Origin of the sequence: Desulfosporosinus youngiae DSM 17734 (assembly GCF_000244895.1) — a bacterium.
GTDB classification, from domain to species: Bacteria; Bacillota; Desulfitobacteriia; order Desulfitobacteriales; family Desulfitobacteriaceae; genus Desulfosporosinus; species Desulfosporosinus youngiae.
This window is the reverse complement of the sequence record NZ_CM001441.1, coordinates 4,441,646-4,454,340: the sequence shown is the minus strand read 5'-3', so window position 1 is coordinate 4,454,340 and position 12,695 is coordinate 4,441,646. Positions and strand designations below refer to the sequence as shown.

The following is a 12,695-nucleotide window of genomic DNA, read 5'->3' as shown; positions in this document are numbered from 1 at the left end:
TGGGGAAACTATGATGATTGAAGGAACTCAAGAGTACGCCATAAACATGGGCCCCCAACATCCGAGTACCCATGGCGTGTTTCGCATGGTGGTCCATTTGGATGGAGAAGTTGTTACCAAAATTGAACCTAAAATTGGGTATCTCCACCGTGGGCTGGAAAAAATGGCGGAAAGCCGGACCTATAACCAGTTTGTTCCATACACCGACCGCTTAGATTATCTTGCAGGCCCGCATAACAGTCTTGGTTACGTCCAGGCAGTTGAAAAATTGATGAACATAGAAGTGCCGGAACGTGCTGAGTACCTCCGGATAATTTTCGCGGAATTGGGACGGATTGCAAGCCACTTAGTTATGATTGCGAGTGGGTCTTTAGATATTAGCGGCTGGACTCCCTGGAGTTATTGTTTTCGTGACCGCGAGCGGATTCTCGACCTTTTTGAGATGACGGCGGGTAATCGTATGACCCCGAATTACTTTCGAATCGGCGGGGTCAGTCAGGATGTTCCTGACGAATTTATGCCTGCCCTTAAGAGCTTTCTGGAAGATATGCCGGAGATGATTGAGGAGTACTACGGTATCTTTTTCGGTAATGAAATTGCCCAGTCACGCATGAAAAGTGTCGGCATTCTCCCTAAGGAATGGGCAGAAAATCTGCTTATAACCGGAGCGAATCTACGAGCTTCCGGAGTACAGTATGATGTGCGCAAAGCTGAACCTTACGGCATTTACGACAGGTTTGATTTCAATATCCCGGTGTTGTATGGCTGTGATACCTATGACCGGCACTTTATTCGGCTGCTGGAGATTCAAGAGAGCAAAAAGATTATCCAACAGGCCTTTAAAGAAATCCCAGCCGGGCCTGTGATGGCCAAGGTTTCCAAGGTGATTAAGCCGCCGGCCGGCAAGGTTTACCATCGAGTTGAGAACCCTAAGGGAGAAATGGGCTGGTACATTGTCAGTAATGGGACGACGAAGCCGGCTCGGGTTCGCATTCGTACCGGCGCATTTGTTAATGTTCAAATGCTGCCGGATATTGTTACCGGCTGGAAGATACAAGATCTTGTGACTATTTTCGCATCTATGGATCTTGTTTTAGGTGAAGTTGACAAGTAAGAACGATTCAATGAGGGGAGAAGAAGATGGACGCTTTAAATAAACTGTTTGTCAATATTGCGGCTGCCATCCGTGGACTTTTTGCCGATTCCCACTCGTTTGGGGCTGACTTGACCATTAATATTATTGCTTTTATTGTGCTCTTCTTAATTATGGTCGTGGCAGCTTTGTTTCTTAGTTTGGTGGAACGCAAATTTGCCCACTGGGTATCACAGAGATCAGGCCCTAATCGACTGGGGCCACACGGCTGGTTCCAATTTATTGCCGATGCGGTCAAAATGTTGGGTAAGGAAGATATTACACCTGTTAATGTGGATAAATTCCTCTTTAAAATGGCTCCCATGATGCTGGTAGGGATTACCTTGATGGTCTTTGGGATAATTCCCTTCGGAGAAGGAATGGTGGCTATTGATCTGGATCTGGGTATATTTTACTTTTTTGCGGTTTCGTCACTGTCTACGTTAGCGATGTTAATGGCCGGCTGGGCGTCTAATAATAAATACTCCTTACTTGGCGGACTGCGAGCGGTAGCTCAAATGATAAGTTATGAAATTCCCTTGCTCTTTTCTTTGCTTGGTGTTGTCATGATTACGCAGACCTTTAATCTATCCTCCATCATTGATGCTCAGAAAACGATTCCCTTTATTTACCTGCAGCCTTTGGCCTTTGTAATTTTTCTGATAGCCGGGATTGCTGAGACTAACAGGGCTCCTTTTGATCATATTCAAGGGGAGCAGGAGATCGTTGCCGGACCTTTCACGGAGTACTCCGGACTTAGATGGGGACTGTTCATGCTGGCTGAATATGGTAATGTGGTCGCCACCTCGGCAATCGCTGTTTCGATGTTCCTGGGCGGTTGGCACGGTCCTGAATTTTTGCCGGGCTGGTTGTGGTTTATTCTCAAAATCTGGCTGGTAATTTTCTTGATGATGTGGGTTCGCTGGACCTTCGTTCGAATGAGAATTGATCACCTTATGCATTTTGCCTGGAAGATCTTGCTTCCGTTAACGTTGGTGAATATTTTCTTAACGGGTTTGGGCATTTATGTTTATGATTTGCTCATTATGCGGATGGGAGGGTAAAAGAGTGTTTGGCAAAGGTTTATTAAAAGGCTTGAGTATTACGATTAAACGTCTCTACGGTCCCAATCTCACGGAATATTATCCTGAAGTAAAGCCGGTTCTTCCTTCTCGTACAAGGAGTTCTATGGTTCTTGAACCCGAGAAGTGTATTGCTTGCGGGCTTTGTGTCCACGCTTGTCCGAATCAGGTTATTAGTCTAACCAGCGAAAAGGATGAGAAGAATAAAAAAGTATTAAAGACTTACGAAATGAACATGGGCCGCTGTCTTTTGTGTGGATTATGTACGGAAGCCTGCCCAACCAAAGCACTTAAACTCTGCCAGGTTTATGAAAATGCGGTCTACCACCGTGAAGAATTAATCTGGGATATGATGGCGCGTTCTAGGCAAACGAACAGGTCAAGCAGGAAGGAGGATTAAGCGTGAGCACTATCGTTTTCTTTGTATTTGCCATATTGGCGATTGCTGCTGCATGGGGTGTCGTTACATCAAAGAACATCGTGCATAGCGCTTTCTATCTGGCACTTTCCTTTGCAGGGGTTGCGGTCCTTTACATTCTGATGAATGCGGATTTTTTGGCGGCTGTACAACTGCTGATTTATACAGGCGCGGTGGCCGTCATGGTTGTCTTTGCAGTCATGTTAACCCTGCGGGGTGATGTTCGGGAAAGCAGTCCGGAAAACCGTCGTTGGATGGTAGGTGCGCTGGTAGCTGTGTCCGTGTTTGCCATGATTGCGCTGGTCGTTCTCACCAATGCGGACTGGCGGGTGTTACCGACACCGTGGACAGGCGGAGGGTCGGCTGAAGACATGTCATTACTCTTACTCTCCCAATTTATGATTCCCTTTGAAGCTTCAGCTGTTTTGCTTACCGTTGCCTTAATTGGAGCCGTAATCCTGGCGAAGGGAGTGAAAGAAAGCAAATGATGAATTTGAGTAATTTAAGTGTTGGGCTTTCTACCTATCTCTTAGTTGGCGCCATGCTCTTTTGTTTGGGGCTGTACGGAGTCTTTGCCAAGAGAAATATTATTGCCTTGCTCATGTCCATTGAGCTGATGCTTAATGCCGTCAATATCAACTTTGTGGCCTTCAATCGCTTCCTTTGGAACCAGAAGATTGATGTGCACTACTTGCTGACCGGGCATGTGGCAGCCATATTCGTAATTGTCATCGCAGCTGCTGAAGTAGCCGTTGGACTGGCTTTGATTATTACCATTTATCGTAATCGCCGGTCAACCAACGTGGACGAATTAAATTGGTTAAAGTGGTAAGAGAGACTATGGAGAAGGTAGGTGTTCAAGGAAATGCATGATCTCTTTCAGTGGGCATGGTTAATTCCCGCTTTGCCCTTCTTGTCGTTTCTAATCATCGCCTTTATCACGAAACGATCCAAACGACTGTCTTCCACAGTGTCGATTCTCGCTATTCTTACCGCGCTCGGCCTGGCCATTGCTATAGGCTTAGGCGTTATTCAAGCGGGTGAAAAAATTGTGGAACATCCAGCGATCGTCAATGTGAATTGGCTGAATATTGTGGGACTGCAGATCGATTTTGGAACCATTGTCGATCCCTTAAGTGCCATGATGTTGTTTGTTGTTACCCTGGTGGCCTCAATGGTGCAAATCTACTCCTTAGGATATATGCATGGAGATGAAGGATTTTCCCGTTACTATGCATACCAATCCTTGTTTGCATCCTCGATGCTGGGTATGGTTCTGGCAACCAATCTATTGCAACTCTTTATTTTCTGGGAATTGGTCGGCTTATGTTCCTATCTCTTAATTGGATTCTGGTTCTTTAAAGTATCTGCCCGGGAAGCCGCCAAGAAAGCCTTCATTACCACTCGTGTCGGAGACTTTGGCTTACTGCTGGGGATGCTGTTCCTCTATACGAAATTTGGAACCCTCGACTTTGCGGCACTCTCTGCGGTCTTGAATACCAACATCCAAGACGTCGCAATCATCGGCACGGCAGGCTATGTGACCATCATGGCGTTCCTTGTCTTTATGGGCCCCATCGGGAAATCCGGACAGTTTCCCCTTCACGTCTGGCTCCCGGACGCTATGGAAGGCCCTACACCGGTTAGTGCCTTGATCCATGCTGCAACCATGGTTGTTGCCGGTGTGTATTTAGTGGCGCGAATGTATTTTCTCTTTGATCACGCCTCCCCGATGGCCTTACAGTTTATTGCAGGTTTAGGAGCGTTTACGGCCATCTTTGCGGCATCCATTGCCATCGCTCAAGACGACATCAAGCGGATTTTGGCCTACTCTACCTTAAGCCAGCTGGGCTATATGATGTTTGCCCTCGGTGTCGGTTCCTACTCGGGATCCATGTTCCATTTAATGACCCATGCCTTTTTCAAAGCGTTAATGTTCTTAGGTGCCGGTTCTGTCATCTATGCCATGCATCATAAGCAAGACATTTGGGATATGGGCGGGCTTTGGAAAAGATGCCGATCACAGGCTGGACCTTTTTCATCGGCGTATTAGCCATCTCCGGAATGCCGCCCTTTGCAGGCTTCTGGTCGAAAGACGAAATTCTGGCCAACGCCTTGCATAACGGTCATCCCATTATTTATGCAGTAGGTCTGTTTACGGCCTTCTTAACAGCCTTCTATATGTCAAGATTGTTCTTTGTCGTCTTTATGGGGCCGGAAAAGCCGGAAAACCATCCCCATGAGTCGCCCTGGAGCATGACCATTCCCCTGATGATTCTGGCCTTCTTTAGTGTATTTGGCGGATTTGTAGCCTTACCGGAGCATAACTTTGCTTACTATGTTCACTATGGAGTCCATCATCATGAAGCAATCGACTGGTTCCTGGCCGGAATTTCCGTTCTCGCGGGACTGATCGGTATCGGTTTGGCTTATGTCACCTACGTCAAGCACCTTATCTCGGCGGATCATGTAGCGGCACGCTTCTCAGGCGTGTATAAGCTGCTCAAAAACAATATTATATCGACGAGATCTATCTCTGGCTGATCCATCACATCATGGATGGAATGGCAAAAGTTCTCTACTGGTTTGACATCTATATCGTTGACGGCGTGGTTAACGGGCTTGCTTTAATGACACGGGGCAGCGGTAAAGTTCTTCGCCGGACCAATACAGGACAACTACAAACCTATGCTATGGTCTTCTTTATCGCGGTCGTCGCTATATTCATGGTCTTCGCCTTCGGGGAAGGTCAGCTGACAGCGCTTAACCCCTTAGCGACGCTGGGAGGTGTGAAATAATGTCTGCACTACCAACAGTGGGTTCACTGTCCATGCTGCTGCCCTTCACCATACTGGCACCCTTAGCGGCCATGCTGCTGATCGTCTTCTTGCCCAAAGAAGAGACCAAAACCATAAAACTAGTGGCAGCCATGGGGATGTTTGTCTCCTTAGCCTTCTCCCTTTACGCCTTCTTTAACTATCAATGGGCACTGGGCGGAATGCAGTATACCCTGACCATTCCCTGGGTTCCCGATCTTGGCGTCAACTTAGCCCTGGGTGTTGACGGCTTAAGCTTACCCATGCTTCTGCTGACCAACCTCATCGGTTTCGCTTCGATCTATGCTTCCTGGAATATAGATAAGCGGGTTAAAGAATTCTTCATTTTACTGCTGATTCTGATTGCCGGGGTTATGGGAACCTTTATTGCCCGGGATCTGTTTATCTTCTTCCTCTTCTATGAAATCGTGGTCATTCCCATCTATATCATGGTGATCATCTGGGGCAGCACCAAACGGGTTACCAAAGAATACGCAGCCATGAAGCTGACCATTTACCTGCTGATCGGATCAGCCTTCCTGCTGGTCGGAATGGTGGCTCTCTACCTGGCAGCCGGTGCCAATGGCAACCCGACCTTTATGTTTGATCAGCTGGCAGCAAGGCAAGACCTCTACAGCCCCGCTTTCCAAAAGGTCGCCTTTGCCTTAATGATCATCGGATTCGGATCTCTGATTTCCATGTTCCCCTTCCACTCCTGGTCACCGGACGGATATGCCGGCGCGCCTACGGCGGTCAGTATGATTCACGCGGGTGTCCTGAAGAAAATCGGGGGCTATGGCTTAATCCGTTTAGGAATCTATGTCCTGCCCATCGGAGCAAAATTCTGGGCTCCGTACATTGCGACTCTGGCCGTTGTCAGTGTGCTTTATGCCGCGTTCATCGCCCTGGCTCAGAAAGACCTCAAATATGTCGTGGGATATTCCTCCGTCAGCCATATGGGGTATGTAATCATCGCCGTCGCAGCCTTGACGCCCACCGCAGCAACCGGTGCCGTGGCCATGATGTTTGCCCACGGTGTCATGGCAGCGCTGTTCTTCTCCATGATCGGTTTTATCTACGAGAAGACTCATACCCGCAATATCGCCGATCTGGGCGGACTGGCCCATCAGGTGCCGCGCTTGGCCATCGGATTCGTGATTGCAGGTATGGCTTCCCTGGGCTTGCCGGGAACCGTCAACTTCATTGCGGAATTCACGATTTTTATGGGAGCCATTAAGGTATTGCCGGTCCACACCGTGCTGGGAATTGCCGGGATAATCTTTACAGCCGTCTATATTTTACGGACGATCGCCAACGTTCTCTTCGGGCCGCGCCGTTCCGAATGGGATCATCTGACGGATATTCGCGGACCTGAACTAGTTCCGCTGGTATTATTCACTGTCGTGATCTTTGCTGCAGGAATATTCCCGAACCTTTTACTGGGTATGATTGATACCGGAGTTACCTCCTCAGGCCTTGCCAAGGTCCTTGAGACGGTGAGTCAGGCGAAGATGGGAGGGTTGTTCTAATGGTAGAGTTCAATATCACTACAGTGCTGGCACCTGAAATAGCTTTAGCTCTGCTGTCCTTGATTCTGTTGGCCATTGGACTACTGATTCCAGCCGGCGCTCGGAAAGGCATGATGCCGCTCACGGTTTTCTCCTTATTAGGCGTTCTTGCTTATACCTTGTATGACTTTTTCTGTGGTCCGGAAGCAGCCTTTTTAGGCGGATTGTATATGCACGATCAGTTTGCCGTCTATTTCAAAGTGCTCTTCCTGTCGGCTGCCCTGCTCGTGGTGCTCTCTTCAGGCGGGTATGTGCAGAAATTGCCGAAACATCGCGGGGAATTCTATGCCCTGCTCTTAGCGGCAACCTTGGGAATGATGCTCATGGCCGGGTCGGGCGAACTGATTACCATGTATGTGGGCCTGGAGCTGATGACGATTTCCTTCTATATTCTGGTGGCCTATCTGGCCGATGATCCGCGTTCTTCAGAAGCTGGAATTAAGTACCTGGTACTGGGTGCTACATCATCAGCCATCTTACTCTACGGCATCAGCCTGATTTACGGACTGACCGGATCAACTCAGCTTATAGAAATTGCCGGCAGGCTGGGCGGCACCTTTACCCCCGCAAGCTTCCTGGCGACGGTTTTCCTGCTGGCCGGATTGGGCTTTAAGATTTCCCTGGTTCCGTTCCATCTTTGGGGACCGGATATCTATGAAGGGGCACCGACACCGGTCACAGCCTTCCTGGCGATCGCCTCCAAAGCAGCAGCCTTTGCCGTGCTGATCCGGGTTTACCTCTTGACCATGAATAGCCAAGCCTTTACGGCGACGGGACAAACCCTTCTCCTTGTTTTGGCGGCGATCACCATGATTGTTGGAAACTTGGCCGCTATTCCTCAAACCAACATCAAACGTCTGTTGGCGTTTTCCAGTATTGCTCAAGCCGGTTATTTAATGGTAGGTATCATTGCTGAATCGGCAGCGGGTATCAAAGGGGTTCTTTTCTACGCGATGATCTATGTCTTCGCCAATATGGGAGCCTTTGCCGTAGCGACGCTTGTGGCAGAGAAGCAGGACAGCAGTGAAATCAGGGATCTGGCCGGATTGTGGCACCGATCTCCCTTGTCAACGGTTGTCATGACGGCATCGCTGCTGTCTTTAGCCGGAATTCCGCCGCTTGCCGGATTCGTAGGGAAGTTCTATCTCTTCTCAGCAGCGATGGATCAAGGATATGTGGCTATTGCTTATATCGGGTTCGTCATGAGCATGATTTCCGTCTATTATTATCTGTCGGTGGTTAAGGTGATGTTCCTTGCTGATGGCGAGGGCTTACCTGAGGTTCCAGTCCATGGGGCTGCGAAGTTTACGATGGTATTTACCATGTTAATAACCATTGCCATTGGTCTTTATCCGACTCCGCTGGCTAAGATGGCCATTGCCGCAGCGCAAAGCTTGTTCTAATAAGTTGATTTAAGTATCGTTCTGAGACTATTGTTCCTTTATCTTGCTTATAGCACGGTATATAGTGGAAGTGATATAAACGTTAATAATTAGTAATTTCCAAGTCAATACTATCGTATCGCCCGGTGTTCTTTAAACTGTTTCAGTGCGTATGATCGTAAGAGTGATCTTACGATCATACAGCAGGCCCGGAAAGATTCAACACTAACTATTGACCTTAAAAGAAGAAACTGGTAAAATCTCATCTTTGACAGTTTAAGAACTATAAAAAGCTTGGATGTCCTGTATTTACAAGGCGTTCAAGCTTTTTTCATATTCTTAAAAAGTGAGTAATTTATTTAATTTTTTTAGTCGGATTAAAAAGTTTTTTCATCTCTGCTTTTTTAATAATCTCGTAATCTGTTCGGAAACCAAAAATCTCATGCAGTGAATCTGTAAAATCAGTTCTTGTGTAAGTCGGTATATACCCCTCGCTCTTGATCTCATAGAAATTCATTTCTCTCAATCCATTGATGACTTCACTGCATGTAAACTTATTGCCTAGTTTCTTTTCCAATAATCGATAAATGATGAGTGAGATAAAGCAGGTAGTAAAATGTGCTTTAATTCTATCTTCGCGGCTTAAGTACACAGGGCGGGCTTTAAACTCGCTTTTCATAATACGGAAACATTCTTCAATCTCCCAACGTCGCTGGTTAATCCGGATGGTTTTCTGAGCACTTCCTTCGAGATTAGTGCAAACGGCATAAAATCCGTCATAGGCCTCTTCGGCAACGATGGTTTCGTTATTTAATGCATAGAGTTCATTGTCAGCAATTTCGCCATCCGACGTACAGCTGGTTTTCTTAATAAAACGTTTATAGTCGTTCTGATGGCTTTTTGAAAGTTTCGTCGGATTCGAATCGAGTAATTTCTGAGCACGTTCGATTTGTGAATGACGAATTTGGCGTTGATAATTTTTGTACTTGATGGAGTAAGTGACAATAAGTTTTTGTTCTAGGCCGTTTTCCTTAATCCAGCGTTCTTTGAAGAAACATTGGTCTTTATTAGCTTCCTCGTCAAGTTGGGCGATATCATAAGGTTTATCATGATCTGCAAGATGCCAGCCGCTTGGGTCAAGAGCCCATTCTTTTAAATGCTTTTTTAGTTTTTTAATGGATTGGGTCGTGATAAATGCGCGTTCGCCTTCATTGTTGAACCTTCTGTTGTTTTCAGAAGCCAGCCCGGCATCGGTACAGACAACAAATTTGGAAAGTTTGAAATCGGAAAGTATTTTTTGCTCTAAGGGTTTAAGCGTAATTTGTTCATTTGTGTTGCCGCTGTTGAGACTAAAAGCAAGAGGAATGCCGTCTCCATCCATGAACAGGCCCATTTGGATGATAGGGTTGGGCCGGTGTTCTTTTGAAGCGCCATACTGTTTAAGGCCGTCTGCTTGTTCGATTTCAAAGAAGTAATTGGTACAGTCATAATAGAGAATACCTGTGTTTCTCTTTGAAATTTTAAGGCTGTTGCTATAAAGAGACGACTGAATGAAATCCATTTCTTTGGAAATGACTTCAAGTGCTCTGTACACATGCTGCAATTCAAAGTCAGTTTGTTCAACGAACTTTGAGGAAAGCTTATAGGTAGCAAGTTTGGAAGAAGGAAAAAGGATCCGTCCGTAAAGGAGGCGTGAAAGGATAGCATTCAGATCAAACGAGAACCTATATTTTTTTGATATCGCTGCAGAAACCTTGTGAAGGTTAAGTTCGTGATAGATATGCTGAAGAAAAAGATAGCCGCCATTAAAAGAACGTTGATCATCTTTAGAAATCAGCTTTGAGGGAAAACATTTAATCAAGACCTCGCGATTGTTTTCTTTTTCTTTTTTGTTCAATTCTTCAATATATTTTTTAGCCCATTCGATGGGATCTTCACCATTTAACTTTTTTTGTAGTTCATCATAAGTTCCTAGTTTTTCGACAATTTTAGAAGAGTGCTTTTTGTTTTCGTAAGTAGATTGAATAACATAAAGGGAAGATGCGTTTTTTGATTTGGTTATCTTTAGTCTCAAATCAAAACCTCCAATCCCTTACATTATAACACAGTACTCAAAAGTACCCAATACGTAGATGTGAAAATTGACAAAAAAATTAGCCTATTTCAAGCCTTGAGAATACTTTTGTCTAGAGTGAACTGTCAAAGACCCGGCCCGGAAAGATTCAACACTAACTATTGACCTTAAAAGAAGAAACTGGTAAAATAAAATTTATATTATTTATATTTTTATTTGTGATGACGGGGTAAAGTAAACGGAACGGTCTTTTCAGGGAGGCGGCGTCATAGACTGAAAGCGCTGCTAAAGTATCAACCGTCGAAGGTTCACCCCTGAGCTACCAGACTGAAACCCCAGGGAAAGTAGGTTTGGTCGGAGACTTCCACCGTTAAAAGGAAGGGGGTATAAGGAATAGATATTGAAAAATATTATTATTCCCGTACTTTCAATGAGGAGGGGTCTTTTATAGGCCCAATCTGGGTGGTACCGCGAAAAAACACTTTTCGTCCCTTGAGGATGAGATGTGTTTATTTTTTTGTTCTTTATTCTTTAAAACGGAGGTGAAAGGCACAAAGGCTAAGGACTTAAGTATATACTCCATCATTGCTTTGATTTTGGTTACGACCTTAATATTTGGGATATTTTGAACTTGAAGAACTAAATTAATAGAAAGGGGGATTAGCGAATGCTTCTTGAACTTAGCGGAGTCACGAAACATTTTGGAGGTATTGCTGCGGTTGAGGATATAAGATTCGAGGTAACTGAAGGAAGTATCCTTGCTTTAATTGGTCCTAACGGGGCAGGCAAAACCACACTTTTTAATATCATTACGGGGGCACTTTCACCTGAAAAAGGTTCAGTCAGGATTAAGGGACGGGAGATGGTGGGGCTAAAACCGTTTCAGATTGCTTCGGCCGGCATCACAAGGACATTTCAGAATCTGCAGCTTTTCAGCAGTATGACAGTGCTGGAAAACGTCATGGCCGGTGCCTATCTCAGAAGCAAAAAGGGATTTATCCGCTCCTTTTTCTCCTTCCCCGGAAATTGCCGCGAAGAAAAAAGGATTCGGGAAGAATCCCTGATCTTACTGGATGAGATTGGATTAGGGTCGAGCGCAGGACTTCTGGCTTCTGAGCTGCCCTTTGGCAAGCAAAGACTTTTGGAAATAGCCAGAGCCTTGGCTTCTGATCCTGCTTTGGTCCTCCTTGATGAACCGGCAGCCGGTTTGAACCCTGCAGAAACAGAGGTCCTGACGGGCTATCTGAAAAAGCTTAAGACCAAAGGAACGGCGATGGTTCTGATTGAGCATGACATGCAAACCGTGATGGAAGCAGCGGATAAGATTGTGGTTTTAAATTTCGGTCAAATGATTGCCGAAGGAACGCCTGCGGAAATTCGGACTAATCCGGACGTGATTAAAGCCTATCTCGGAGAGGATGAAAAGATTGCTTAAAATTAAAAACCTAAGTGTCTATCACGGCTATGTGCAGGCGATCAAAGAACTATCCTTTGAGGTCAGGGAAGGGGAGCTGCTGACCATTCTGGGAGCCAATGGAGCAGGTAAAAGTACTCTCTTAGGGACGATAGCCGGATTGCATAGACCTGCTGCAGGGGAAATTATTTTTCGAGGTAAACCGATCACCGGTCAAAAACCGGAACGGGTCGTCAGGCAAGGGATTAGCCTGGTTCCCGAAAAGCGAGAAATCTTCAGCACATTAAGTGTTCTTGATAACCTTATGTTAGGAGCTTTTCACCGTTATCGAAAAAATAAGTCGGTTTTAAGGAAGGATGTTGAAGATATACTGGAACTCTTTCCGGCATTGCAAGGAAGAGAGAGTGAAAAAGCAGGCAGCTTAAGTGGTGGCTTACAGCAGATGTTGGCGATTGGAAGGGGTTTAATGTCCCGTCCTGCCCTCTTAATGCTGGATGAGCCCTCGATTGGGCTGGCTCCCTTAGTTGTCCGGGAGATTATGTCTATTTTAGTCCAGCTAAAAAAGACCGGAGTCACAATTGTACTTGTCGAACAGAATACTAAATCAGCTCTCAACGTTGCTGACAGCGTATTAGTCATGGAACGAGGCGGGATTACTCATAGCGGCAATTCTCAGGATATCATTGCCGATGCCTTGATCCAAGAGGCTTATCTGGGGCGGGCTCAGGCTTAATGTGTGAAGCGGCCAATATCAACAAGTGCTTTGAGGCCGGTTACAATTAGTAACCGGCCTCAAAGTACTTCGTTCA

At 46.0% G+C, this 12,695-nt stretch carries 10 protein-coding genes, 1 pseudogene and 1 other annotated feature; of the genes and pseudogenes, 10 read left to right on the top strand and 1 reads right to left on the bottom strand.

Annotated features, from left to right (window positions below; translation table 11 throughout):
* The first annotated feature begins 10 nt into the window (after positions 1 to 10).
* The 8 genes and pseudogenes from DESYODRAFT_RS20590 (at position 11) to DESYODRAFT_RS20555 (ending at position 8,419) form a co-directional block, all read left to right on the top strand.
* Positions 11 to 1,114 carry an NADH-quinone oxidoreductase subunit D gene (locus DESYODRAFT_RS20590; protein ID WP_007786051.1) on the top strand — a complete coding sequence of 368 codons (1,104 nt, stop codon included), beginning with the start codon at positions 11 to 13 and terminating at the stop codon, positions 1,112 to 1,114.
* Between the two features lie 26 nt (positions 1,115 to 1,140).
* The gene (nuoH, locus tag DESYODRAFT_RS20585; protein ID WP_007786050.1) at positions 1,141 to 2,196 is read left to right on the top strand and encodes an NADH-quinone oxidoreductase subunit NuoH; all 1,056 of its coding nucleotides are present in this window, start codon (positions 1,141 to 1,143) and stop codon (positions 2,194 to 2,196) included.
* A gap of 4 nt (positions 2,197 to 2,200) precedes the next feature.
* Complete coding sequence (locus DESYODRAFT_RS20580; protein WP_007786049.1) at positions 2,201 to 2,614, top strand: NuoI/complex I 23 kDa subunit family protein; 414 nt, start codon at positions 2,201 to 2,203, stop codon at positions 2,612 to 2,614.
* A 2-nt stretch (positions 2,615 to 2,616) separates the two neighbouring features.
* Complete coding sequence (locus DESYODRAFT_RS20575) at positions 2,617 to 3,120, top strand: NADH-quinone oxidoreductase subunit J family protein (protein WP_007786047.1); 504 nt, start codon at positions 2,617 to 2,619, stop codon at positions 3,118 to 3,120.
* Entirely contained in the window at positions 3,120 to 3,464 is a 345-nt protein-coding gene (nuoK, locus tag DESYODRAFT_RS20570) for an NADH-quinone oxidoreductase subunit NuoK (protein ID WP_042339946.1), read from the top strand. Before DESYODRAFT_RS20575 ends, nuoK begins: the two co-directional genes overlap by 1 nt.
* A gap of 21 nt (positions 3,465 to 3,485) precedes the next feature.
* Positions 3,486 to 5,430: pseudogene (gene nuoL / locus DESYODRAFT_RS20565) on the top strand (NADH-quinone oxidoreductase subunit L).
* Complete coding sequence (locus DESYODRAFT_RS20560; RefSeq protein WP_007786044.1) at positions 5,430 to 6,977, top strand: complex I subunit 4 family protein; 1,548 nt, start codon at positions 5,430 to 5,432, stop codon at positions 6,975 to 6,977. The pseudogene nuoL and the gene DESYODRAFT_RS20560 overlap by 1 nt, the downstream one beginning before the upstream one ends.
* The gene (locus DESYODRAFT_RS20555) at positions 6,977 to 8,419 is read left to right on the top strand and encodes an NADH-quinone oxidoreductase subunit N (RefSeq protein ID WP_007786043.1); all 1,443 of its coding nucleotides are present in this window, start codon (positions 6,977 to 6,979) and stop codon (positions 8,417 to 8,419) included. The genes DESYODRAFT_RS20560 and DESYODRAFT_RS20555 overlap by 1 nt, the downstream gene beginning before the upstream one ends.
* 334 nt (positions 8,420 to 8,753) lie before the next feature.
* Here the strand turns inward: DESYODRAFT_RS20555 and DESYODRAFT_RS20550 are convergent, their stop codons facing one another.
* Positions 8,754 to 10,472, bottom strand: coding sequence for an IS1634 family transposase (locus tag DESYODRAFT_RS20550; RefSeq protein WP_007786042.1), 1,719 nt, complete (start codon positions 10,470 to 10,472; stop codon positions 8,754 to 8,756).
* A 212-nt stretch (positions 10,473 to 10,684) separates the two neighbouring features.
* Positions 10,685 to 10,968: a binding site (T-box leader), on the top strand.
* Between the two features lie 171 nt (positions 10,969 to 11,139).
* On the opposite strand from DESYODRAFT_RS20550, the gene DESYODRAFT_RS20545 reads away from it, so the two are divergent.
* On the top strand, positions 11,140 to 11,907 hold the full coding sequence (locus tag DESYODRAFT_RS20545) for an ABC transporter ATP-binding protein (protein ID WP_007786041.1): 768 nt from the start codon (positions 11,140 to 11,142) through the stop codon (positions 11,905 to 11,907).
* Positions 11,891 to 12,619, top strand: coding sequence for an ABC transporter ATP-binding protein (locus tag DESYODRAFT_RS20540; RefSeq protein ID WP_427854301.1), 729 nt, complete (start codon positions 11,891 to 11,893; stop codon positions 12,617 to 12,619). Before DESYODRAFT_RS20545 ends, DESYODRAFT_RS20540 begins: the two co-directional genes overlap by 17 nt.
* Positions 12,620 to 12,695: the final 76 nt, after the last annotated feature.